The organism is Umezawaea sp. NPDC059074, assembly GCF_042738955.1.
Taxonomy (GTDB): domain Bacteria; phylum Actinomycetota; class Actinomycetes; order Mycobacteriales; family Pseudonocardiaceae; genus Umezawaea.
Genome location: NZ_JBHYHC010000081.1, coordinates 17642 through 41858 on the forward strand (window position 1 = coordinate 17642; position 24217 = coordinate 41858).

Annotated in this window: 18 protein-coding genes and 1 pseudogene; 11 read left to right on the plus strand and 8 right to left on the minus strand. The window is 73.7% G+C overall.

Annotated elements, in window-relative coordinates; all coding sequences use genetic code 11:
- The first annotated feature begins 1 nt into the window (after position 1).
- From ACFWW9_RS30060 to ACFWW9_RS30075, 4 genes are read left to right on the plus strand one after another with little or no spacing between them, the layout of a single operon-like run.
- Positions 2 to 1441, plus strand: coding sequence for an FAD-dependent oxidoreductase (locus ACFWW9_RS30060; RefSeq protein ID WP_390384845.1), 1440 nt, complete (start codon positions 2 to 4; stop codon positions 1439 to 1441).
- Complete coding sequence (locus tag ACFWW9_RS30065; protein ID WP_390384847.1) at positions 1438 to 2622, plus strand: NAD(P)/FAD-dependent oxidoreductase; 1185 nt, start codon at positions 1438 to 1440, stop codon at positions 2620 to 2622. Before ACFWW9_RS30060 ends, ACFWW9_RS30065 begins: the two co-directional genes overlap by 4 nt.
- The gene (locus tag ACFWW9_RS30070) at positions 2619 to 3542 is read left to right on the plus strand and encodes a dihydrodipicolinate synthase family protein (RefSeq protein ID WP_390384849.1); all 924 of its coding nucleotides are present in this window, start codon (positions 2619 to 2621) and stop codon (positions 3540 to 3542) included. The genes ACFWW9_RS30065 and ACFWW9_RS30070 overlap by 4 nt, the downstream gene beginning before the upstream one ends.
- Positions 3539 to 3850, plus strand: coding sequence for a (2Fe-2S)-binding protein (locus ACFWW9_RS30075; protein WP_390384851.1), 312 nt, complete (start codon positions 3539 to 3541; stop codon positions 3848 to 3850). The genes ACFWW9_RS30070 and ACFWW9_RS30075 overlap by 4 nt, the downstream gene beginning before the upstream one ends.
- Before the next feature lie 19 nt (positions 3851 to 3869).
- On the opposite strand, the gene ACFWW9_RS30080 is transcribed toward ACFWW9_RS30075, so the two are convergent.
- A complete protein-coding gene (locus ACFWW9_RS30080) occupies positions 3870 to 5300 on the minus strand; it encodes an NAD-dependent succinate-semialdehyde dehydrogenase (RefSeq protein WP_390384877.1) in 1431 nt (476 codons plus the stop codon).
- Between the two features lie 221 nt (positions 5301 to 5521).
- Here ACFWW9_RS30080 and ACFWW9_RS30085 point away from each other — a divergent pair, with 221 nt between their 5' ends.
- The 5 genes from ACFWW9_RS30085 to ACFWW9_RS30105 are packed head-to-tail and all read left to right on the plus strand — an operon-like array spanning position 5522 to position 11819.
- Positions 5522 to 6889, plus strand: coding sequence for an aminotransferase (locus ACFWW9_RS30085; RefSeq protein ID WP_390384853.1), 1368 nt, complete (start codon positions 5522 to 5524; stop codon positions 6887 to 6889).
- Positions 6886 to 7971: an ATP-NAD kinase family protein gene (locus tag ACFWW9_RS30090; protein ID WP_390384854.1), complete on the plus strand. Its 1086-nt coding sequence runs from the start codon at positions 6886 to 6888 to the stop codon at positions 7969 to 7971. The genes ACFWW9_RS30085 and ACFWW9_RS30090 overlap by 4 nt, the downstream gene beginning before the upstream one ends.
- Before the next feature lie 16 nt (positions 7972 to 7987).
- Positions 7988 to 9382: an aminomethyl-transferring glycine dehydrogenase subunit GcvPA gene (gcvPA, locus tag ACFWW9_RS30095; protein WP_390384856.1), complete on the plus strand. Its 1395-nt coding sequence runs from the start codon at positions 7988 to 7990 to the stop codon at positions 9380 to 9382.
- Entirely contained in the window at positions 9379 to 10887 is a 1509-nt protein-coding gene (gcvPB, locus tag ACFWW9_RS30100; RefSeq protein ID WP_390384858.1) for an aminomethyl-transferring glycine dehydrogenase subunit GcvPB, read from the plus strand. Before gcvPA ends, gcvPB begins: the two co-directional genes overlap by 4 nt.
- Positions 10884 to 11819 (plus strand): 3-hydroxyacyl-CoA dehydrogenase, encoded by a 936-nt coding sequence (locus ACFWW9_RS30105; protein WP_390384860.1) that lies wholly within the window; start codon positions 10884 to 10886, stop codon positions 11817 to 11819. The genes gcvPB and ACFWW9_RS30105 overlap by 4 nt, the downstream gene beginning before the upstream one ends.
- 78 nt (positions 11820 to 11897) lie before the next feature.
- On the opposite strand, the gene ACFWW9_RS30110 is transcribed toward ACFWW9_RS30105, so the two are convergent.
- Positions 11898 to 12686 (minus strand): DUF899 domain-containing protein, encoded by a 789-nt coding sequence (locus ACFWW9_RS30110; protein ID WP_390384861.1) that lies wholly within the window; start codon positions 12684 to 12686, stop codon positions 11898 to 11900.
- 60 nt (positions 12687 to 12746) lie between these two features.
- Positions 12747 to 13787, minus strand: coding sequence for an SDR family oxidoreductase (locus ACFWW9_RS30115; RefSeq protein WP_390384863.1), 1041 nt, complete (start codon positions 13785 to 13787; stop codon positions 12747 to 12749).
- 134 nt (positions 13788 to 13921) lie between these two features.
- Between ACFWW9_RS30115 and ACFWW9_RS30120 the strand changes: the two genes are divergently transcribed.
- Positions 13922 to 14773, plus strand: coding sequence for a helix-turn-helix domain-containing protein (locus tag ACFWW9_RS30120; RefSeq protein ID WP_390384865.1), 852 nt, complete (start codon positions 13922 to 13924; stop codon positions 14771 to 14773).
- Between the two features lie 12 nt (positions 14774 to 14785).
- On the opposite strand, the gene ACFWW9_RS30125 is transcribed toward ACFWW9_RS30120, so the two are convergent.
- Positions 14786 to 16804, minus strand: a complete 2019-nt coding sequence (locus tag ACFWW9_RS30125) for a cellulose binding domain-containing protein (protein WP_390384868.1) — start codon at positions 16802 to 16804, stop codon at positions 14786 to 14788.
- Positions 16805 to 16919: 115 nt separating this feature from the next.
- Between ACFWW9_RS30125 and ACFWW9_RS30130 the strand changes: the two genes are divergently transcribed.
- Positions 16920 to 17465, plus strand: a complete 546-nt coding sequence (locus ACFWW9_RS30130) for an AAA family ATPase (protein WP_390384870.1) — start codon at positions 16920 to 16922, stop codon at positions 17463 to 17465.
- A gap of 10 nt (positions 17466 to 17475) precedes the next feature.
- Here the strand turns inward: ACFWW9_RS30130 and ACFWW9_RS30135 are convergent, their stop codons facing one another.
- The 4 genes and pseudogenes from ACFWW9_RS30135 to ACFWW9_RS30150 all read right to left on the minus strand — a co-directional run.
- Positions 17476 to 19113, minus strand: a complete 1638-nt coding sequence (locus ACFWW9_RS30135; protein WP_390384871.1) for a helix-turn-helix domain-containing protein — start codon at positions 19111 to 19113, stop codon at positions 17476 to 17478.
- An 82-nt stretch (positions 19114 to 19195) separates the two neighbouring features.
- The gene (locus ACFWW9_RS30140; protein ID WP_390384873.1) at positions 19196 to 20284 is read right to left on the minus strand and encodes a M20 family metallopeptidase; all 1089 of its coding nucleotides are present in this window, start codon (positions 20282 to 20284) and stop codon (positions 19196 to 19198) included.
- Positions 20284 to 23535: a serine hydrolase gene (locus tag ACFWW9_RS30145; protein WP_390384875.1), complete on the minus strand. Its 3252-nt coding sequence runs from the start codon at positions 23533 to 23535 to the stop codon at positions 20284 to 20286. Before ACFWW9_RS30145 ends, ACFWW9_RS30140 begins: the two co-directional genes overlap by 1 nt.
- Positions 23536 to 23561: 26 nt before the next feature.
- Positions 23562 to 24217: pseudogene (locus ACFWW9_RS30150) on the minus strand (ABC transporter ATP-binding protein); the annotation flags it as partial.

The following is a 24217-nucleotide window of genomic DNA, read 5'->3' on the forward strand; positions in this document are numbered from 1 at the left end:
GTTGGCGGAGGTCGACCTGCTCGTGGTCGGCGGCGGGCCCGCGGGGATCTCCGCCGCGGGCACCGCCGCCCGCGCCGGGCTCCGGGTCGTGCTGGCCGACGAGCGGCCCACGCTCGGCGGCCAGATCTTCAAGCAGCCGGGTCCGGGGTTCACCGTCACCGACCCGGCCGCGCTGGGCCGCCAGTTCCGGTTCGGCCGGACCGTGATCGACTCGCTGGACGGCAAGGGCGTGGACGTCCGGCTCCGGACCAGCGTCGTCGCCCTGGAGGGGAACGAGGCCGTCCTGGTCACCGACGGGCAGCCCGCCCGCACGGTGACCGCGCGGCGGCTGCTCCTCGCGCCGGGCGCGCACGACCGGCCGGTCGCGTTCCCCGGCTGGACCCTGCCGGGCGTCATGACCGCGGGCGGGTTGCAGACGCTCGCCAAGACGCAACGGGTGCTGCCCGGCGAACGGATGCTGTTCGCCGGGTCCGGCCCCGTCGCGCTCGCGTTCCCGGCGCAGCTCGCCGACTACGGCGCGACCGTCGTGGCCGCGCTGGAGGCCGGGCCCGCGCCGCGGCCGGGCGACTTCGCCCGGCTGGCCGCCGCCGCGCCCGGCAACGTGGACCTGCTGCGGGACGCGGCGCTGTACCGGGCTTCCCTGGTGCGCCACCGGGTTCCGCTGCGGTACCGGCGGATCGTGGTGCGCGCCGAGGGCGACGGCCGGGTGGAACGGGTAGTGCACGCGCGGGTCGACGCCGACTGGCGCGTGCTCCCCGGCACCGAGGAGACCGTCGAGGTGGACGTGCTCGGGCTCGGCTACGGCTTCGTGCCGTCGCTGGAGCTGCCGCGGCTGGCGGGGTGCGAGTTCGACTACGACGAGGACCTGGGCGGGCACGTCGTCCGCCGGGACGACTGGTGCCGGACCACCGTGGACGGCGTCTACGCCGCGGGCGACGGGGCCGGGGTCGAGGGCTCGTACGTGGCCGTCGACGAAGGCCGGATCGCCGGGCTCGCGGCCGCGCTGGACGCGGGCGCGATCACCGTCGCCGGGGCGTCCGCGCTCGCCGCGCCCGCCCGCCGACGGCTCACCCGCCGCCGGGCCCTGACCGCCGCGACGAAGCGGCTCTACCGCGTCGGGCCGGGGATCTACGAGCTGGCCGAGGACTCCACCGTGATCTGCCGCTGCGAGAGCGTCCGCGCCCACTCGATCACCGACGCGGTCGCGACCACGGCCGACATCAACGTCGTCAAGGCGTTCACCCGCGCTGGGATGGGCCCGTGCCAGGGCCGCAACTGCCAGCGGCACATCGCCGCGATGATCGCCGCGGGCCACGGCAAACCCGTCGCCGACGTCCCGCTCGCCACGCCCCGGATGCCGGTGCGGCCGGTGCCGATCAGCGCGCTGGCGGACCACTCCATCGAGGGCCCCACTCTCTTCCTGCCCGAGGAGGGCTCGTGAGCACCCCGGACCTTCCGTCGAGCACGGACGTCCTCGTGATCGGCGGCGGGATCGCGGGCACGGCCATGGCGTTCTACCTGGCACGGGAAGGGGTCGACGTCGTGCTCGTCGACCGCGGCGAGCTGAACCGCGAGGCGTCCGGCACCAACGCGGGCAGCTTCCACCTCCAGCTGGCGATCCACCAGCTGTCCGGCCAGGGCGGCGCCGACGAGCGGGAGCGGCTGCTCGCCGACGCGCGGCACAGCCTGGAGGCGTTCGAGGTGTGGCAGGGCCTCGGGGCAGAACTGGACGGCGACCTGGACCTCCACCTCACCGGCGGGTGGATGGTCGCCGAGACCGACGAGCAGCTGAAGACGTTGCGGGACAAGCACGAGCTGGAGCAGCTCGCGGGCATCGAGACCGAGGTCGTCACCGGCGACGACCTCCGGCGGCGGGCCCCGTACTTCAGCGAACGCGTGCTCGGCGCGACCTACTGCCCGCTCGAAGGCCACGCCAACCCGCTCGTCGCCGCCCCGCTGTACGCCCGGCGCGCGGAAGAGCACGGAGCCGTCGTCCGCACGCACGTGGACGTGCTGGGCGTCGACGTGCACGGGCCCCGGCGGTTCACCGTCCGCACCAGCGCGGGCCCGGTCGACGCGGCCCGGATCGTGGACTGCGGCGGCGCGTGGGCCGGGGAGCTGGCCGGGTTGGTGGGCCTGAGGTTCCCGGTCCGCAGCGAGGGACTGCACGTCAACGTGACCGAGCCGCGCCCGCGGATGTTCCACCCGATGATCCAGCACATCGGGCGCAGGCTCACGTTGAAGCAGACCGACAACGACACGTTCATCATCGGCGGCGGCTGGCCGACGCCCACGGCCCCTCCCCCGCGCCGCTACCCGACGAGCTGGCACAGCGCGGCGGGCAACACCGCCGTCGCGGTGTCGGTCGTGCCGGGACTGGCGGACGTGCGGGTCGTGCGCACCTGGTCCGGGGTCATCGTGTTCACCGACGACTTCTCGCCGATCGTCGGCGAGTCCCTTGCCGTGCCGGGCTTCCACGCCTGCGTCTCGTCGACCGGCTTCACCTTCAGCCCGATGTTCGCCCGGCAGCTCGCCGAGCAGATGGCGAACCCCGCGAACGCCTCGCCGTTCCCCGCGCGCTACTCGCTGGACCGGGCCACCCACCGATTGGAGTTCCGATGAATCGCGACGACGTCGACTGGCAGGGCTACTTCCCCGCCTTCGTCACCCCGTTCACCGAGTCCGGGGACCTCGACCTCGACACCCTGCGCGCGCTGGTGGACCACTACGCGGCCGAGGGCATGCACGGCATCGTGGTCAACGGGACCTGCGGCGAGTGGTTCTCCCAGACGACCGAGGAGCGCCGCGCGGTCGCCGAGGCCACGGTCTCGCAGGCCGCGGGCCGGATGCGCGTGCTCATCGGCTGCACCGCCTACACCGCCAAGGAGACGGCCGAGTTCGCCCGGCACGCCCTGGCCGCGGGCGCGGACGGCGTGCTGGCGTCACCGCCGCCGTACGCGAAGCTGTTCCCGGACGAGGTCGTGGCGTTCTACGAGGACGTGAACGCGGCGATCGACGGCCCGCTGGTGGTCTACAACTGGCCGCACGGCAGCGGCGTGGACATCGGCACGGACTTGGCCGACCGGCTGGCCGACATCGGCCAGATCGTCGGGATCAAGGACAGCACGCCGGACGCCGACCAGTTCTTCGCCACGTCCCTGCGGGTGCGCGACCGGGTCCGCGTGTTCGGCCCGTACATGTCCGCCCGCGGCGTGGAGGTCCTGCGCACCGAGGGCGGCGACGGCACGGTCGGCGGCGGGTCGCTGTTCGGCAGGCCGGACCCGGAGTTCTGGGAATCGGTGTGGCGCGGGGACTTCGACAGCGCGGCGAAGCACGCCGAGGCGAGCGACCGGCTGTTCCCGAAGCTGTGGCTGCCGGGCGGCTGGGCCGGGCACTTCGGCGCGTACCAGAGCCAGTTGAAGGCGCTCATGGCGATGCTCGGCCAGCCCGGTGGGCACGTGCGGCGGCCCCGGCTGCCGGTCACCGATCCCGAGAGCCTCAAGGCCATGCGGGCGGTGCTCGTCGAGGAGGGCCTGCTGTGAAGCGGCTCCCCGGTCACGGCCTGCGGCGGGGTCAGGCCGTGACCGTGACGGTCGACGGCGAGCCCACGGCCGCCTACCTCGGGGAGAGCGTCGCCGTCGCGCTGATGGCGCACGGCGACCTCTCCACCCGCGCCACGAAGGGCGGGGAGAACCGGGGCCTGTTCTGCGGCATGGGCGTCTGCTTCGACTGCGTGGCCGTCGTGGACGGCGTGCCGGGCACCCGCGCGTGCGTGACGTGGGTGCGCGACGGCATGGTCATCGAGCGCCAGGACGGACCGGGGGCGCGCCGTGCGGCGCCCGGCGGGTGACCCGCCGGGCGCCCGCCCGTCAGCCGAGGCCGTCGACGCAGAGGTACTTCAGGTCGGTGAACTCGTCGAGGCCGTGGCGCGAGCCCTCCCGGCCCACCCCGGACTCCTTGACGCCGCCGAAGGGCGCGCCCTCGTAGGAGATCAGGCCGGTGTTCACGCCGACCACGCCGAAGTCCAGCGCCTCGCCGACCCGCCACATCCGGCCGAGGTCGCGGGTGAAGAAGTACGACGCCAGGCCGAACGGCGTGTCGTTGGCGATCTCCACGGCCTCGTCCTCGGTGTCGAACCGGATCACCGCGGCCAGCGGTCCGAAGGTCTCCTCCCGCGCCACCAGCATGTCCCGCCGGACCCCGGTCAGCAGCGTCGGCTCGAAGTACGTGCGGCCCAGCGCGTGCCTGCCGCCGCCGCTGAGCACCTTCGCGCCGCCGTCCACGGCGTCCGCGATGTGCCGCTCCACCTTGGCCACGGCCTCCTCGGAGATCAGCGGCCCCTGCTCGGACCCGGCGTCGAAGCCGTTGCCCACGGTCAATGCCTCGATGGCGGCCTGGAACTTCTCGACGAACGCGTCGTGGATGCCGGACTGCACGAGGACCCGGTTGGCGCACACGCAGGTCTGCCCGGCGTTGCGGAACTTCGACGCCATCGCGCCCGCGACCGCCGCGTCGAGGTCCGCGTCGTCGAACACGATCAGCGGCGCGTTGCCGCCCAGTTCCAGCGCGACCTTCTTCACCGTCCGCGCGCTCTGGGCCATCAGCAGCTTGCCGACCTCGGTCGACCCGGTGAAGCTCAACGCCCGCACGCCGGGGTGCGACGTCAGGATCTCCCCCACCAGTTCCGGTGGGCCGAGCACCACGCTCAGCACACCCCGTGGGATCCCGGCGCGCGCGGCGAGTTCGGCCAGCGCCAACGCCGACAGCGGCGTCTCGTCCGCGGGCTTGACGATCATCGGGCAACCCGCCGCGAGCGCGGGGCCCGCCTTGCGCAGGATCATCGCGGACGGGAAGTTCCACGGCGTGATGGCGGCGCTGACCCCGACCGGGGTCCGCAGCGTCATCAGCCGCCGACCGTCCACGTTGGTCGGGATCACGTCGCCGTAGGCGCGCTTGCACTCCTCGGCGTACCACTCCACGAACCCCGCGCCGTACAGGATCTCGCCGCGCGCCTCGGCCAGCGGCTTGCCCTGCTCCGCGGTGAGGATCGCGGCGAGGTCGTCGGCGTGCTCGACGATCAGCTCGTACCAGCGGCGCAGGATCCGGGCCCGCGCGGGCGCGGTCGTGCGACCCCAGCCCGGCGCGGCGGCCTCGGCGGCGGCGATGGCGCGGCGCACGTCGTCCTCCGTCGCGAACGCCACCTCGGCGATCACGTCGTCGGTGGCCGGGTCGGTCACCTCGATCCGGTGGCCCGCCGATCCCGGCGCCCACTCGCCGTCGATGAACAACTCGGTCCGCAACAGGCTCGGGTCTCGCAACCCCGAGCGGTCGAACTGGGAATCCACGGCGTCTGCCTTCCTGACGAACTCCTGGGAATTCCGGCGAATCAGACGAGAACACGAGCCCCCGACGTCCAAGTGGCCGGTATGCGCACGATAGTACGCTTTGCGGCCACCCCTTGCTACAGTGCAGCCGCAGTCACCTCCCCACAACCGATCCCGACGGATGCGTAGGCCAGCCCATGACGATCGAGGACATCGACAAGCAGTTCGTCTTCCACCCGTTCACCAACCTGCGGGAGCACGAGCGGTCCGGACCCCTGACGATCACGAAGGGGCGCGGGTCCACGCTCACCGACACCCAGGGCCGGACCTACCTCGATGCCATGGCCGGGCTGTGGTGCGTGAACATCGGCTACGGCAACACCGAGATGGCCGAAACCCTGCGGGCGCAGGCGGAACAGCTCCCCTACTACCACGCGTTCGCCTCGATGGGGAACGAGCCGGTGGCCCGCCTCGCGCAGCGGCTGATCGCGATGGCGCCCGGCTCGATGTCCAAGGTGTTCTTCGGCAACAGTGGCTCGGACGCCAACGACACCCAGGTCAAACTGGTCTGGTACTACAACAACGTCCTGGGCAGGCCGGAGAAGAAGAAGATCATCTCGCGCAACCGGGGCTACCACGGCGTGACGGTGATGTCCGGCAGCCTGTGCGGTCTTCCCGGCATGCACGCGGGGTTCGACCTCCCGCTGCCGATGGTCCGCTACGTCCGCGCGCCGCACCGGTTGTGGGAGCAGAAGGCCGGGGAGTCCGAAGAGGACTTCGTGCGCGGCCTCGCCGACGAACTGGAGCAGCTGATCCTCGCCGAGGGCCCGGACACCGTGGCCGCGTTCATCGCCGAGCCCTTGCAGGCCGCCGGTGGCGTCATCGTGCCGCCCGCGTCGTACTTCCCGGCGATCCAGGAGGTGCTGCGCCGCCACGACGTGCTGCTGATCGCCGACGAGGTGGTGACCGGGTTCGGTCGCACCGGCGCGGACTTCGGCTCGCAGGTGTTCGGGATGCAGCCGGACCTGATCACCGTGGCCAAGGGCATCACCTCCGCGTACGTGCCGCTGTCGGCGTGCCTGGTCTCGGACGCGGTGTGGGACGTGATCGCGAGCGGCACGGACAAGTACGGGCTGTTCAGCCACGGCTACACCTACTCCGCGCACCCGCTCGCGGCCGCCGCGGCGATGACCAACCTGGACATCATCGAGCGCGACGGCCTGACCGCGCAGGCGAAGGCGCGCGGCGACCACCTCGCGCACCAGCTCAAGGCGGCGTTCGGCGACCACCCGCTGGTGGGCGACGTCCGCGGCTACGGCCTAGTGGGCGCGGTCGAGTTCGTCCGGAGCCGCGACCCGCTCACGGCGTTCGACCCCGGTCTGAAGATGGCCGCTGCGGTCGTGAAGGCCAGCCGGGAGCACGGCGTGATCACCCGCGCCCTGCCCGCCGCCGACACGATCTCGTTCTCCCCGCCGTTCGTGGTGACCGAGGCCGAGATCGACGAGATGGTCGCCGGGACCCGTCGGGCGCTGGACGACGTCGTGGCGGAGCTGAAGCTGCTGTGATCACCGTCGGTGTCGTGGTCAACCCGGTCGCCGGAATGGGCGGCCGGGTGGGACTGCACGGCACCGACGGGCCCGCGCTCGACGCCGCTCGGCTCCGCGGCGCGACCCCCGTCGCACCGCACCGCGCCCGACGCGCGCTCGACCGGCTGCACGCGCTCGCCCCGGACGTCCGGATCGTCACCGTCGAGGGACCGATGGGCACCGACCACCTGTCGGGATCCGGGTGGCACACCGAGGTGCTGCCGGGCAGGACGCGGACCACGGCGGCGGACACCCGTGCCGCCGTCGAGGCGATGGCCGGGGTCGGGCTGGTGCTGTTCGTCGGCGGGGACGGCACGGCGCGGGACGTGGCCGACGTCGTCGGGACCGGCGTGCCGGTGCTGGGCGTGCCGTCCGGGGTGAAGATGCACTCCGGGGTGTTCGCGACCGGGCCCGAGGTCGCGGGCGCGACGGCCGCGCGGTTCGCCGCGGACCCCGCGCGGGTCGGCACGGTCGACGCCGAGGTGGTCGACCTCGACGGCTCCTCCCCCAGGCTGTTCGGCCTCGCCCGCGTCCCCCACGTCCGCGACGCCTTGCAGGGGGCCAAGTCCGCCGGGTCCGGCGGCGGCGACCTGGTCGGGCTGGGCCGGGAGGTCGCGGCGGAGACCCCGCCGGGCACGCTCCTGCTGCTCGGGCCGGGCACCACGGTCGCCCACGTGAGCGCCGCGCTGGGCGTGCCCGCGTCCCCGCTCGGGGTGGACGCGGTGCTCGACGGCGTGCTGCTGGCCGAGGACGCCGACGAGTCCACGCTGCTAGCTCTGCTGGCCCGGCACCCGCGGGCGCGGCTGGTGCTCGGCGTGGTCGGCGGCCAGGGTTTCCTGCTCGGCCGGGGCAACCAGCAGATCAGCGCCGACGTGCTCGCCGCCGTCGGCCCGGACCACCTCGAGATCCTCGCCGCGCCCGGCAAGGTCGCCGCGCTCGACCCGCCGGTGCTGCGGGTCGACCTCGGCGACGAGCGCGCGGCCGCCCCCGTCACCGGTTACCACCGGGTGCGCACCGGCCGAGGCCGGAGCACCGTCCTGCGAGTCGTCGCCCAGTTGTAGAAGGGAGCAGAAGCCCGTGGCCCACCCGTACATGCCCAACTCCACGCCGGAGACGAAGGCGACCATGATGAGGGCCGTCGGCGTCTCGGACGTCGACGAGCTGTTCGAGCAGATCCCGGCCGACCACCTCGCCGCGAAGCCGCTCGCGCTGGCGGCGGGCGTCAGGTCCGAGGCGGTGGTCGACCGGACGTTGCGGCGGCTGCTCCGGCGGGACACCGGTTGCGCGGAGAACCTGAACTTCCTCGGCGCGGGCTGCTGGCAGCACTACGTCCCCGCGGTGTGCGACGAGATCGCGGGCCGCAGCGAGTTCCTGACCCCGGTGTGGGGCACGCCGTCGTCGGACCACGGCCGCAACCAGGCGTGGTTCGAGTTCACCTCCCAGCTCGGTGAGCTGGTGGGCATGGAGTTCGTCGGGCTGCCGGTGTACAGCTGGGGCGCGGCCGCCGGACACGCGATCCGGATGGCCGCGCGGCTCACCGGCCGCCGCGAGGTGCTGGTGCCCGACACGATCGACCCCGAACGCCTCGCCGTGATCCGCACCTACTGCGGCACGGGGGAGCTCGGCGACCCGATCGCGGTCGTCACCGTCCCCCACGACCCCGCGACCGGCCGGGTCGACCTGGCCGCGCTGACCGCCGCGATCAGCGAGTCCACCGCCGCGGTGTACCTGGAGACCCCCACCTACCTCGGTGTCATCGAGGCCGACGCCGCCGCCGTGGCCGCGCTCGCCCGACGCGCCGGGGCCGAGATGATCGTCGGCGTGGACCCGATCTCCCTCGGCGTGCTGCTGCCGCCGTCGGAGTACGGCGCGGACATCGTCGTCGGCACCACGCAACCGCTGGGCGTGCACATGAACGCGGGCGGGGGCGTCGGCGGCTTCATCGCCACGCGCGACGAGGAGCGCTACGCCCGCGAGTACCCGACGCTCCAGGTCAGCCTGTGCGACACGCGCGTCCCCGGCGAGCGGGCGTTCGGCATGACCCTGTTCCACCAGACCTCCTACGGGTCGCGGGAGGACGGCAACGACTGGACCGGCAACTCGGTCTACCTGTGGGCCGTGGTCAACGCGGTGTACCTGGCCCTGATGGGGCCCAGGGGGTTCGCCGAGATCGGCGAGACGATCCTGGCGGGCAGCGCGCACGCCGCCCGGCGGATCGCCGACGTCCCCGGTGTGGCCGTGCGGTGGACGTCCGGGTTCTTCAAGGAGTTCGTCGTCGACTTCACCGGCACCGGCAAGACCGTGGCCGAGATCAACGAAACCCTGCGCTCCCAGGGGATCTTCGGCGGCAAGGACCTGTCCGAGGACTTCCCCGAACTGGGCCAGTCGGCGTTGTACTGCGTCACCGAGATCCACACCGAGGACGACATCACCGCGCTGGTCGGCGCGCTCACCGAGGCGGTCTCCGCATGAACCTCCGTCGCTACCACGCCGCCGTCTGGGACGAGCCGCTCATCATGGAGCAGGGCGCTCCCGGCCGCCGCGGCTACGTGCCGCCCGCGCCGATCGAAGCCGTCGAGGACCTGGTCCCGGCCGGGATGCGCCGCGTGGTCCCGCCCGCGCTGCCGGAGGTCGCCGAGCCGGACGTGCTGCGCCACTACCTGCACCTGTCGCAGCAGACGATGGGCATGGTCGGCATCAGCCTGTTCGGCACCTGCACGATGAAGTACAACCCGCGGGTCAACGAACGGCTGGCCGCCGAGATCGCCGACGTGCACCCGCACCAGGACGACAGCACCGTCCAGGGCCTGCTGGAGATCGTCCACGAGTTCGACCTCGTGCTGCGCGAGCTGTCCGGCATGGACCGGTTCGTCTTCCAGGCGGGCGGCGGGGCCGCGGCGGCGTACCTGCACGCGTGCGTCACCCGCGCCTACCACGAGTCCCGCAGCGAACTGGCCCAGCGGACGGAGATCATCACCACCTCGCAGGCCCACCCGTGCAACCCGGCGACCGCGGCGGCGGCCGGGTTCGACGTGATCACCCTGCCCGTGGAGGAGGACGGCTACCCCTCCGTCGAGGCGCTGCGGGCCGCCGTGAGCGACCGCACGGCCGCGCTGATGGTCAACAACCCCGACGACATGGGCGTCTACAACCCGCACATCAAGGAGTGGGTGGACATCGTCCACGAGGCGGGCGGCCTGTGCTTCTACGACCACGCCAACTTCAACGGCGTGATGAGCCGCATCCGGGCCGCCGAACTGGGCTTCGACGCGTGCATGTTCATGCTGCACAAGACGTTCGGCGTCCCCAAGGGCGGCGGCGGTCCGGCCGTGGGCGCGTACGGCTGCACGGCCGCGCTCGAACCGTTCCTGCCCGGCCCGCTCGTGGAGCGGACCGAGGACGGCTACGCGCGGCGGGAGAACCCCGGCGGCATCGGCCGGGTGCGGGAGTTCCTCGGCAACGTGCCGCAGGTGGTCAAGGCGTACTCGTGGGTGCTCGCGATGGGCGCGGACGGCATCCGCGAGGCCGCGGACCTCTCCGTGCTGGCCAACAACTACATGGAACAGCGGCTGCTGGGGATCCCCGGCGTGACCAAGTCGTTCGACCACCTCACCGGGCGGCGGCTGGAGATGACCCGGTTCAGCCTGGGCACGTACACGGCGGAGACCGGGGTGACGGCCGTGGACGTGCAGAACCGCATGACGGACTTCGGCGTGGACGCGTTCTGGCTCAGCCACGAACCGTGGATCGTGCCCGAGCCGTTCACCCCCGAGGCCGGGGAGACCTGGTCGATCGAGGACGTCGACTACTGGATCGACGTGCTGGAGCACGTGCTGGCCGAGGGGCGTACCGATCCCGAGACCGTCCGCACCGCCCCGCACAACCAGGTCGTCGCCCAGATCGACGGGTCGAGCCTGGACGACCCGGCGCGCTGGGCCACGACGTGGCGGGCCTACCAGCGCAAGAACGCCCGATGACGGCGGTCGTCGGAGCGGGGAGCATCGGTGTCGCGTGGGCCGTCGTGTTCGCGCGCGCCGGGCTCCCGGTCGCCCTGTTCGACGTCTCGGCCGACCGGCTCGCCGCCGCCGTCGACGAGGTCAGGTCCACAGTGGACTCGCTGTGGCACAACGGGTTGCTGGACGAGGAGCCCGCCGCGCTGGTGGACCGGGTGCGGGTCGCGTCGTCGCTGGCGGACGCCGTCCGCGGCGTCCCGCACGTGCAGGAGTGCGTCGCCGAGTCGTTGCCCGTCAAGCGGGAGCTGTTCGCCGAGCTGGACGAGCTGGTGCCACCGGACGCCGTGCTGGCCAGCTCCACGTCCATGATCCCGTGCTCCCGGTTCGCCGCCGACCTGCCCGGCCGGGCGCGCTGCCTGGTCGTGCACCCCGGCAACCCGCCGTACCTGCTGCCGATCGCGGAACTCGTGCCCGCGCCGTTCACCGACCCCGCCGTGGTCGAGCGGACCCGCGTCCTGCTGGCGGACGCGGGCATGACGCCGGTGGTCGTGGCGAAGGAGGTCGAGGGCTTCGTCTTCAACCGCCTCCAGGGCGCGGTGCTCCGCGAGGCGTACACGCTGGTCCGGGACGGCGTCATCAGCCCGGCCGACCTCGACCTCGTCGTGAGCCACGGCCTCGGCCGCCGCTGGTCGGTGCTCGGGCCGTTCAGCACGGCCGACCTCAACACCCGCGGCGGCCTGGAACGGCACGCCGAGGTCATGGGCCCGGCCTACGCCCGGATGGCGGGCGAGCACGCCCCGTGGACCCCGGACCTGGTGGGCGCGGTGGCGGACACCGTCCACACGACCCTGAAGCCGGACGAGTGGACCGACAACGTCCGCCGCCGCGACCACGCCCTCATGCTGCTGGAGGCGGCCCGGCGCACCGCGCCGGAACTCTTCACCCCGAAGGCCTGAGACCGCCCGCGGCCCGAGAGCCGCGGGCGGCCGGTACCGCGACGCCCGACCAGGGCCGCACCTGGACGACCTCGGGCGCTAGTGGTGCGGACCCGTGCGGCCCAGGGTCTCCACGGGGGTCGCGCCGGGGCGGGACCACTGCGGCACAGGACGGCTGGTCGGGCCCCAGGTGGCGTGCCCGTCCGCGTCCGAGCGCCAGGACCAGCACGCCTGGCCCGCCACCGACGGGTGACCCTCCAGGACGTTGCCGAGCACGGGCCTGCTCTCCGGGGCGTCCTCCCAGGACTCGCCGCGGCCGTAGGGCGTCATGTCGAGCAGGCCCATCGACGAGTTGACCCGCTCGTTGCCGCGACCGGTCGTGGAGTAGGTCAGGAACACCCGGTCGCCGTCGCGCAGGTAGGCGCTGAGGTACCCCATCTCGCCGCCGACCGGCTCGTCCACGCCGCGCACCGAGTACCAGGGCTGCGTGTAGCCCATGAACTCGACGAACGCCGCGACCTCCTCCCACGGGCCGGTGGTCACGACGGCGTACGAGACGCCGCGCGCGTTGAGGTAGACGGCGTCGTCCAGGTGCCAGGCCGTGGTGGTGCAGCCCTCGCACTGCCCCTGGTGGGGCGCGCCGTCGTACCACATGTGCTTGTACGTCACGAGTTCGTCGCGGCCCTGGAACAGGTCCAGGAACGGGACCGGGCCGTCGGGTCCGACGACCTCGACCTTGCCGTCGAACTCCACTCTCGGCAGCCTGCGGCGGGCCGCCGCGATCGCGTCCCCCTCACGCGTGTGCGCCTTCTCGCGGACCAGCAGCTCGTCACGGGCGGCCTGCCAGGTGGCCAGGTCGACGACGGGCGGGACGGTCGAGTCGCTCATGGGTCCTCCTCGGTGTGTCCGTACGACACGAGTACCGACCCGCGGCGAGCCCGAAACTCATCACACCTCGACGAGGGACTTCCGGACCAGGCTCTCGCCCGCGGCGGTGACGGCGTCCTCGGAGGCGCGCGGCTGCCAGCCCAGCACGCGGCGGGCCTTCTCGCTGGAGAACTTCTTCACGTACCCGAGGTCGGGCACGAGGGTCCGGAACTCGCGGTTGAACACCGCGCCGAGCCGCACCACGGCGTTGGGGACGGTCCGGGTCGGCACCCGCTTCGCGGCGGCGCCGAGGTGGTCCCGCAGGATCTCGCCGATCCGCCGCAGCTCGAGCGCCGGCCCGCTGGAGACGAGGAACCGCTGCCCCGCCGCGCCGGGCGCGGTCATGGCCAGGACGTGGGCGCTCGCCACGTCCCGCACGTCGACGACCGGGATCCACAGGTGCGGGAAGCCGGGCATCCGCCCGTCCAGGCAGCGCTGCACGAGGTGGTTCGCGCCGGAGACGTCCTGGCCCATCACCGGCCCCATGACCGCCACGGGCAGGATCGTCGTCAGCTCCATCCCACGCCCCTCCGCGGCCACGAAGTCCCACGCGGCCCGCTCGGCGAGGACCTTGCTGCGTCCGTACGCGTCCATGCCGGGACCGTCGAGCACGGACCAGTCGTCGTCGGTGAACGTGTGGTCGTCGTGCGGGTGGCCGTAGCCGATGGCGTGGAACGCCGAGGTGAGCACGACCCGCCGGACGCCCGCGTCACGAGCCGCGCGCAGCACCCGCAACGCCCCGTCGCGGGCCGGGACGATGACGTCGTCCTCGTTCTCCACGTGGCCGGGCTGCACGGGCGACGCCACGTGCAGCACGAAGTCGCAGCCCTCGACGGCGTCGGCCCACCCCTCGTCGCTCGTGAGGTCGGCCGCGACGAACTCCAGGGCGTCGCCGTTCACCATGCCCGCGTCGGCGAGCACGGTCCGCACGGCGTCCTCGCGCCGGAGGGACCGCACGGTCGTGCGCACCCGGTAGCCCTGGTCGAGCAACTGGAGGACGCAGTGCCCGGCGATGAAACCGGACCCGCCGGTGACGAGGACGCGCTGCTGGGAGGTGGTCATGTGATCGCCCCGGTGATCGGTGGGATGTGTCGTCCACGACGATCCGGCCGCCGCCGAGGTCGAGCCAGTGCCCCTGTCAGCCTGGGGTGTGGCAGGACCAGGCACGGAACCGTCCTCGCCCTTACCGTGAGGGTATGACCGAGGCCCCGAACCCGCTGGGCGACTTCCTCCGCGCCCGCCGCGAACTCGTCACCCCCGAGCAGGCGGGCGTCCCCGTCCTGGGCGTGCGGCGCGTGCCGGGCCTGCGCCGCGAGGAGGTCGCGATGCTCGCGGGCATCAGCGCCGACTACTACCTGCGGCTGGAACGCGGTCGCGACCGCAGGCCGTCGGTGCAGGTCCTCGAAGCGCTCGCCCGCGTGCTGCGGCTGGACGACGACACGCGGGCGTACCTGCTCGGGCTCGCCGCCGACAAGCCCCGCCGCACCCGCCGCCCGCCGAGGGAGACCGTGCCGCCCGGCACGGCCAAGTTCGTGGCGGCGCTGCCGATGCCCGCGTTCGTCGAGGGCCGCTACCTCGACGTCCTCGTGGCGAACCCGCTGGCCACGGCCCTCTCACCCCGCCTGGTGCCCGGCGGCAACCGGCTGCGGGACGTGTTCCTCGACCCGGCCGAGCAGGCCATGTTCCCCGACTGGGAACGGGCCGCGGCGGGCCTGGTCGCGGGCTTCCGCGAAGCGGTCGGCACCGACACCGACAACCCGAGGTTCATCGAACTCGTCGGCGAGATGTCGCTGGCCAGTCCCCTGTTCCGCAAGCTGTGGGCCCGGCACGACGTGCGCCACCGCGGCAGCGCGGTGATGCCCTTCCACCACCCGCTGGTCGGCGACCTCACCCTGAACAGGGAGAAGCTGCTCGTCGCCGGCACGGAGGGCGTGATGCTCGTCGTCTACCACGCCGACCCCGGCTCGGAGGCCGCCGACAAGCTGGCGCTCCTGGGCTCCGCCGCGCTGCCGCCCGCCACCAGGGTGGAGTCCGACCGGCTCGGGTAGTGCCCTCACGCGTCACCACACCGCGCACGGCACGCCGTTGAGCGTGAACGCGATCGGCGGCACGTTGGGTCCCTGGTAGGCGCCGACGAAGCCGACGTTCGTCGTGGCCCCAGGAGCGAGGACGCGGTTGTCGGCGGTGTTGACGACCTGCACGGCGGCGCCGGTCTGCGTCCACGTCCCGTTCCAGCCGCTGGACACCTGCTGCCACGCCGTGGGCCAGGTGAAGCCCAGCGTCCACGAGTCCACCGGCGCGGAGCCCGTGTTGGTGACGTCGACCGCGCCCACGAAGCCGTTGCCCCAGTCGTTGGTGTCGGTGAACGCGACCGCGCAGGTCGACGCGGACGGGGTCGCGGTGGTGAAGGTGACCGGCGGGGACGACCACGAGACGCGGCCCGCGCCGTCGCGGGCGACGACGGTGACCGTGTAGCGGGTGCCAGCCGTGAGGTTGTGGACGGTGAACGAGGTCCCGGTGGTCTCGCCCCACTGCTCGGTGGTCGCGCCGACCTGGCGGTGCACCTCGTACTTCACGCCGGCCGCGGTCGGCGTCCACGTGAGGGTGGCGTCGTGGTCGGTGACCGAGGCCGCGGCGGGGCGGCTCGGCGCGGCGGGCAGGGCGGCCGACGACTTGGGGCGCAGGACGAGCGTGGTCAGCGAGTACGGCGGGAGCGTGGTGGAGCCGCTGACGCCCGTCGTGGTCGTGATGCCCGTGGAACCGTTGGTGTAGCTCAAGACCTGGGCGGTCGCGGCCGGGGTGTACCCGGCGTAGTCGAGGGTGACGGTCTTCGCCGCGTCGGGGTCCTGGTTGACCAGCAGGACCGCCAAGCCGCCGTCGCGCTTGCGGGTGGCGTGCACCTTGACCAGCGGGTCGGACGCGGAGGCCCGGATCAGCTGGTCGCCGGGCGCGGCGAACTTCGAGGTCATCGCCAGCGCGTGGTAGGGCGCGAACGGGGTGTTGAGGGCGGGCTGGCAGATCGTCCCGTCGGCGAGGCACCCGGCGCTGGAGAGCAGGCCGAAGTCGGCGTAGTCGGGCTGCCCGGCGACCGTGGAGAACGCCGTCGGTCCGTTGTGGACGTTCCACCAGTCCACGGTGAACACGCCGTTCTCCAGCAGGGTCGCGACCGCGTCCGCCGCGAACAGCGCGCCCGGCTGGGTGTTCATCCCGTACGAGGTGTTGACCTCGGTCAGCGCGAGGGGCAGGTCCTTGTGCGCGTACCGGGCCGCCTGCTCGCGGGCCATCCGGGTGAAGTCGGCGATCCGGTCGGTCTTCGCCAGCGACTCGGGGCCGTTCGCCCCGGTCGGGTACCAGTGCAGGATGCCGAAGTCGACGACCGGTCCGGCGATCGACAGCACGACCTGGTTCCACGAGCCCGCGTCGCCGCTCGCGGTGATCCCGTCCGGCCAGTCGCCCGGCGTGGTGAGCACCGCGCCGACCTTGATCGTCGGGTCGACCGCCTTCATCGCCTCGGCGTACTGCCGCACGAGGGTCGCGTACTCCGCCGGGGTCTTCTCCGGGTGGTCGTCGGCCTCCCACGCCGAGCCGTAGTGGCCATTGCCGTACAGCTCGTTGCCGATCTCCCAGTACTTCACGCCGTAGTGCTTCTCCACGTTGGCGTAGCGGACCCAGTCGGCGGCCTCCTGGGGCGTGCCGGTGCCGTAGTTGGCGGTGACGATCGGCTGCGCGCCGGTGCGCTGGGCACCGGCCATGAAGTGGTCGAAGTCGGTGTTCGGGGCGACGTAGCCGCCGGGCGCGGTGTGGTCGCGCCAGTGGTAGATGTCGGAGTACGAGCCGCCGGGGTAGCGCAGCGCCCGGACGCCCGCGCCCTTCATCAGGTCGGCGACCTCGGGCGTGCCGAGGGTCGTGTCCCAGATCGCGTGGTTCGCGCCGACCGCCGTGTCGCTCACGGTCTCCAACCCCGCTCGGGCGTTGACCGACACGCTCACGCCGGGGACGGGTTGGGCGGTCGCGGTCGGCGCGGAGAGCTGCGCGGCGACCAGCACCAGGGCAGGCAGAACCGTGAGACGTGTGCGCATCGTCGGATGTCCTCATTGACGTTTCGGCGACTGGGAGCGCTCCCAGAGTGGTGTGGAGACCCGGGGGTGTCAATCGCCACGACGGCCTAGCGACCCTCCCCGCTACGGTGGGGCGATGATCATCTGGCTCAACGGCGGGTTCGGGGCGGGGAAGACGACGCTGGCGGCCGAGCTGCGCCGACGGCTCCCGGACTCGGTCGTGTTCGACCCGGAGGACCTCGGCATCACGCTGTGGAAGTGGCTGCCGCCCAACGACGACTTCCAGGACCTGGCCAGCTGGCGGGAACTGGTCGTCGCGACGGCGGTGTCGCTGCGCAAGCACCACGCGAGCACGCTCGTCGTGCCGATGTCGCTCGTCCGCGACGACTACCGGACCGAGATCCTCGGCGGTCTGGCCGACGCGGGCGAGGAGGTCCTGCACGTGTTCCTGGCGGCGGACTTCCCCGTGCTGTGGGCGCGGATCGTCGCCCGCTCCCCCGTCCCCGACAACCCGGAGACCGGCCACTCGGCGGCCGAGTGGGCGCGCGGCCGGGTGGAGGCGGCCGTGGCCGCCGCCGAGCACCAGCCGAGCGGGACGCTCGTGCTGCGGTCGGACCGGCTCTCCACGTCCGAACTGGCCGACGAGGTGCTCGCCGCGGCGGGCCTGCGGCAGGTCGGCTGAGGCCGGGGCGTCACACGTCGGTCGGCGGTTCCAGCGTGGAACCGACGCGGACCACGCGGAGCTGGAGCATGGCGGCGAAGCGCTGGTCCGGGTCGGCGAGGTCGACGCGACCCACCTCGGCGACCCGGCGCAGCCGGTAGCGGAAGGTGTTCTGGTGGACGAACACCGACTCGGCGGCCGCGGCCACGTCACCGAAGGCGTCCAGCCAGGCCCGCAGCGTCTCGACCAGCGCGGTGCGGTGCTCGCGGTCGTAGTCGAGCAGCCGGGCGAGCGCGCCGGTCGGCTCGTCGCCGCGGGCCGCCGCGAGGTCCCGCAGCTCGATGACCAGCGCCTCGCCCTGGAGTTCGTCGAGGCTGCCGACCCGACGGCCGACCCGGCCCTCGCGCAGCACCCGCAGCACGCGGTCCACGCAGGAACGGCTGTGGGCGACACCGGACAGCGTGAGCGCGACCGGACCCGCCGCAGCGACGGCGGGCAGGCGGTCGCCGACCCGATCGAGGAAGTCCTGGAGGATCCGCTCCGCGCGGGTCCCCGCCTTGTCGTCGGCGCCGGTCGGCGGGAGCAGGCCGTAGACGACGTCGCCGAGCGCCGCGGCGGCCGAGCGGGGGTCGATCGCGGCGAGGTGCAGGGCGAACGCGTCGCCGAGCCGCTGGAGGTCGTGCACGGCCGCCGCGCTGACGGACTCGTGCTCGACCAGCCCGACGCCCAGCACCAGCAGCGACCGACCCGCGAGGCCCAGCCGTTCCAGCGCCTCCCCCGCGCCCGCGCCTCCCTCCAGCGCCGAGCCGAGCAGATCCGCCCGCACGCGCCGCCGCACGTCCGCGCCCGCCCGGACCCGGAGCAGGTGCAGCGCCACCAGCTTCGCCGACTCCCGCAGCGCCCGGTCGCGCTCCGGGCTGAGCCGACCGGGCACGGCCGCCCAGATCGAGCCGAGCACCTCGTCTCCCGCCCGCACGGCGATGGCGACGCGCGGCAGCGTGAACCCGCCCTTGCCGTCCGGGATGGGGTCGATGACGACGGGCTGGTCGCCGCGGAACAGGTCGCGGAACACCCCGCGCTCGCGCAGGATGCGCGAGATCCGCTCCGGCACCTGGCGGCCGAGGATGGTCTCGACGCGCGACGGGTCGGCCTCGTCCTGGCGGCCGGAGAACGCGAGGATCCGGGAAGCGCGGTCCTCCAGCGTGACCGGCGCGTCGAGCAGCGACGCGATGGCGTTGGCGACCGCGAACAGGTCGCCCGCGGGCAGGCCGCCGAGCGAGTCCTCGCGCTCGGCGCCTTCGGCGAGCAACGACCGGAGCATCTCGCCGAGGTGGCTCCACGGCGCTCCCCTGCTCAACCCGAGCACGGCCACGCCCGCGTCGTCGGCGGCCGAGCGCACCTCGTCGGGGAGGGCGACCGGGGCCCGCAGCACGAGGGCCGCCGCACGCTGACGACCGAGGGCGTGCAGCAGGCCGACGATCTGCTCCGGATCCTCCACGCCGACGCCGAGCACGAGCGCGTGCGGTGAGAGGACCGGCTGGTCCAGCGGGTCGTGGATGACGACGCCGCTGATCTCGCCCGCCCGGTCCCGATCGCCGTGCACGAGGTCGAGCAGGGTCGCGCCCAGGTCGTCGAGCACCCGGCCCAGGCTCCCGCGCGAGTGCCTCATGCGGTCACGGTAGGCCGAGGCCCGAACGCCCGCTAGGCGGATCGCACCGGATCGACGGGCGCGGTTCGTCGGATCCGACAGGTCAGCCGAGGTCCGCCGCCAGCAGGTCCTCGACCAGGGCGCGCAGCAGCGCGGTCCGGCCGGGCAGGTGGTCGACCAGCACGTGCTCGTCCTCGGCGTGAGCCCCACCGCCGACCGCGCCCAAGCCGTCCAACGTCGGGGTGCCCACGCCCGCGGTGAGGTTGCCGTCGGACGCGCCGCCGACGGCGGCCGAGGTCGGCGCGGGCAGCCCGAGCCGCAGGGCGAGGTCGTGGACCCGGTCGTAGAGCGCCGCCGACGCGACCGCCTCCAGCGGCGGCCGGTTCACCTCGCCCAGCACCTCGATCGTCGCGCCCGGCAGCACCGGCGGCAGGGCGCGGATCGCCCGGTGCACGCGGTGCTGCTCCGCGGCGGTCCGGGCGCGGACGTCGACCGCGAACGACGCCGAGGCGGGCACCGTGTTGGCGGTCGTGCCGGAACGAGCGGTGGTGGGCGTGACCGTCGTGCCCCTCGCCAGGTCGGCAAGGGCGCTCACGGCCAGCACTTGGTGGGCGAGTTCGAGGGTCGCGTTCACCCCGCGCTCGGGTTCGAGGCCGGCGTGGGCGGCCCGGCCGGTCAGCCGCACCTCGTAGGACGACGCGCCCTTGCGCTCCGTCTTGAGGGCGCCGCCGTCGGCCGACGCCTCCAGCACGAGCGCGGCGACGGCCGCCTTCGCCTCCTCCTCGACCAGTGCGCGAGAGCTCGGCGAGCCGATCTCCTCGTCGCCGGTCACGAGCAGCGTCACGCCGTCCAGTCCCGCGGCCGCGTGGAAGGCCATCACCAGCCCGGCCTTCATGTCGAAGCAGCCCGGTCCGCGCAGCACCCCGCCCTCGACCGAGTACGGGCGGGTGGCCAGCGACCCGAGCGGCCACACGGTGTCGTGGTGGCCGAGGAGCAGCACCCGTGACGGCGTCGACCCGAGCCGCCAGCGCAGGTGGGTCCGGCCGTCGAGCACGATCCTCTCGGGCTCGACGCCCAGGCGGGCCGTGCCGATCCGCGCGACCACATCGGCCGAGCGGGCGACGGCGGCCAGGTCGCTGGACGGCGACTCGCACTCGACCAGCGCCCGCACGTCGGCGAGGAAGTCCTCCATCAGGACACCTTCGGCGTGGCGCGGACACCGAAGTGCAGGTACCGCTCGCCGGTCGGCAGCTCGTAGAAGGTGACCGGCGCCCACGTCTCGGCCTCCGGCGGTTTGACCGCGAACAGCGCGGGACCGGCCGGGACCAGCGGGTGCTCCTCGACCGGGTCCGGCACCAGCGCCGCGAGCGGGCCGGTGATCGTCGTCCGCAGGAGCGGCCCGTCCGAGCCGTTCTCGACCTCCATCCGCACGCCGGACCGCTCGTACACGCCGACGTACGGCTCCACGTCGACCTCCACGGGTTCCGCGGGCGGCGCGAACGGCCGGGGCATCTCGACGCCCGCGACCTCGGCGAAGACCTCGCGGTAGAGGTCCTGGTAGAGGTCGCGGGTGTGGCCGCCGTTGGTGAGCAGCGCGACGGCGAGCCCCTGCTCCGGCAGCACGCGCAGGAACGCCGCCTGGCCGAGGGTGTTGCCGTCGTGGCCGTACAGCCGGTGGCCGTCCCAGCCGAAGCGGATCCAGCCCAGTCCCCACGAGTCGCCGAGGACGAGCCGGTCGGGCAGGTCGGTCTGGTGCGCGGTCATGGCCGCGGCGCTCTCCGCGCTCAGCACGCCCTCTCCGCCGAGCAGGTACATGCGGGCGAACGCGAGCACGTCGGCGACCGTGGAGGTGACCAGCCCGGCCGGGCCGAGCGAGCGCGGCAGACCCCAGGCCCGCACGGGGACCAGCTCGCCGTCGCGTTCGTCGTGGCCGGTGGCCGCGCCGAACAGCAGCGCCTCCTCCGGCAGCGTCACGGTGTGGTCGAGCCCGAGCGGCGTGAACAGCCGCTCGCGCATCGCCTGGTCCCACGTCCGCCCGGTGACCTTCTCGACCACCCGGCCCAGCAGGGAGTAGCCGGAGTTGCAGTAGGACCAGGTCGCGCCGACCGGGTGGTTCTGCCCGGCCTCGCCGAGGACGTCGACGTAGCGCTCCAGGCAGTCGTCACCGCGACCCGTGTCGGTGAAGACGTCGCCGTCGATGCCGCTGGTGTGGGTGAGCAGGTGCCGGATCGTGACGGACTTCGTGACGTCGGGGGTGGCGAGCCGCAGTTCCGGCAGCAGGTCGACGACCGGGGTGTCCAGGTCGAACAGCCCTTCGTCGACCAGCGCCATCGCCACGGTCGCCGTCCACACCTTGGTGATCGAGCCGATCTGGAACAGCGAGTCGGTGGCGACCGGCGCGCCGGTGCGGACGTGCAGCACGCCGTGCGCGACCTCGACCAGCTCGTCGGTGTCCAGCCGGAGGATGCCGAGCTGCGCGCCGGGCACGGAGTGGCGCTCGGCGAGCCGGGTCAGCCGGTGCTGCCAGTGGGCGGCGTCGAGCGGGGCCCGACCGGCGCGGGTGACGTGCCGCTCCAACCAGTCGAGCACGCGGTGGTTGAAGTCGACGCGCTGCGAGGGCGGCCCGAGCAGGATGAACACGTGCGAGGCGTCCGGGTAGACGACCAGCCGGGTCGGCACGCTCTGTTCGCGCAGCGCGGTGTGCCACTGCTGGGCCTGGCCGATGGGGCACGTCAGGTCGTTCGCGCCCTGGATCACCAGCGTGGGGGTGCGGACGTGGGACACCCGCGTGAGCGGGGACATGGCGGCGTACCTCTCCGGCTCCTGCCACGGCGTGCCGCCGAGTTCGTAGACGCTGAGGAAGTGGCTGTCGTCGCTAGTGCCGCCCATGCTCACCAGGTCGCTGACCGGGCCGCCCGCGACTGCCGCGGCGAACCGGTCGTCGTGGCCGGTCAGCCAGCACGCCATGAAGCCGCCGTAGCTGTACCCCGCGACCGCGAGCCGGTCGGGATCGGCGAAGCCCTCCGCGACGAGCACGTCCAGCGGTTCCAGGAAGTCGGCGGCGTCCGCGACACCCCACGCGCCGCGGACGCCGTCGTAGAACGCCTCGCCGTACCCGTCGCTGCCGCGCGGGTTGACCAGCAGCACCGCCCAGCCCCGGTCGACGAGTTCCTGGTGGTACAGGTGCATCTCGTCGGCCGCGGCGTTCCACGCGTTGTGCGGGCCGCCGTGCACGTCGAGCAGCACCGGTCGGGGCCCGGTGCGCGCGGGGTCGTGCGTCAGCCACGCCTGCACGGCGGTGCCGTCGGAGATGGTGAACCACCGCTCCTCACGGGGGTGGAGGTCGATTCCCGCGCTGTGGTCGGTCAGCACGGTCTCCGCCCCGGTCGCCAGGTCGACGACCGCGATCTCGCCGTAGGACGCGGGCGTGGCCAACGCCACCGCCGCGCGGCCTCCGGCGACCGACAGCCCGGAGACGACCCGCCCCGCGCCGTCGACGACCGGGCAGGCGTCCGTGCCGTCGAGGGCGACGGACCACAGGTGCGTGCAGCCGTGGTCGCGCAGGCAGAACCACACCCGGCCGTCGTGCTCGCGCGGCAGACCGCCGGGGTACGCGGTCGCGCCGGGCATCACGTTGCGGTCCAGCGCCCCGGACAGGTCGGTGACCTCGTCGCCCTCCACCCGGAACAGCCGGGCGTGGGCGACCGGGTCGCCGGGCCAGCCGACCACCAGCAGGGCAGCCCCGTCCGCCGTCCAGTCCACTGTGGACGCCACGCCGTCGGCGAACGCGGCCACGCGCGGCCGGGCGTGCGGGTCGTCCACCTCCAGCACCTGAACGGGCGTGCGGTGGCGCAGGTCGTCGTCGGTCTTGCGGGTGAACGCGAGGGCCGTGCCGTCCGGGGACCACGCCGGATCGCCCGCGCCGTGCGGCCCGTCGGTGAACTGCCGGACCACGCCGCTCGCCGGGTCGACGACGTGCACCTGCGGGCGGACCAGGCCGAACATCCCCCGGCCGTCCGCCTGGTAGTCGAGGCCGTCGGTGACCATCGGCCCCCGCGCGCCCCCGCTCGGGTCGACCGGCGCGGTGAACGCGAGCCGCCGACCGTCCGGGCTCCAGCGCGGCGCGCCCGCGCCGAGCGGCAGGTCGGTCACGCGCTCGGGCTCCCCTCCCCCGGCCTCGAGCACGGCGACCTGCCCGTCGCGCAGGAACGCCAGCCGCGTCCCGTCCGGCGACCACGCGGGCGCGGCGTCGGCCGGGCCGGACGTGAGGCGGCGGGGCGGGCCGCCGTCGGTGTCGACCAGCCACAGCTCGTCGACGGCCCGGTCGCCTTCGGCGTCCTGGCTCCGCAGCACGTAGGCGATCCGGCCGCCGTCCGGCGACAGCGCCGGCTGCGACGGGACCACGATGTCGGTCAGGTCCTCGACGCGCGTCCGTCGGGTCATCACTGGCTCCTTGGCGTGGGTCGGCCGGGCACGGCGGCGAGCAGTGCGCGGGTGTAGTCGTGGGAGGGCTCGGTGAGCACCCGGTCGGCGGGTCCCTGCTCGACGACCCGGCCGTGCCGCAGCACGGCGACGTGCGAGGCGACGTAGCGGACCACCGCGAGGTTGTGGGAGATGAACAGGATCGTGAGGCCGAGTTCGCGCTGGAGTTCGCGGACGAGGTTGAGCACGGCCCCCTGGACCGAGACGTCCAGCGCGGAGGTGATCTCGTCGGCGATGATCACGCGGGGACGGGCGGCCAACGCCCGTGCCAGCGCGACCCGCTGCCGCTGACCGCCGGACAGCCGCGACGGGACGCTGCCCGCGCAGACCGGGTCGAGGTGCACCAGGTCCAGCAGCCGTTCGACCTCCGCCCGCCGTTCGGCCCGCGAGCCGCCGGGCGGCATCGCCTCGGTGACGCTCTCGCCCGCCGTCATCCGCGGGTCGAGCGAGGAGTACGGGTCCTGGAACACCATCTGCAACGGCCGGGGCCTGCCGCGGGTCGGGACCGGCGCGCCGCCGAGGGTGATCCGGCCGCCCGCCAGCGGGGCCAGGCCGACGGCGGCCCGCGCGAGCGTGGACTTGCCGGAGCCGGACTCGCCGACGAGCCCGACGACCTCCCCTTCCGGGACGGTCAGGCTGACGC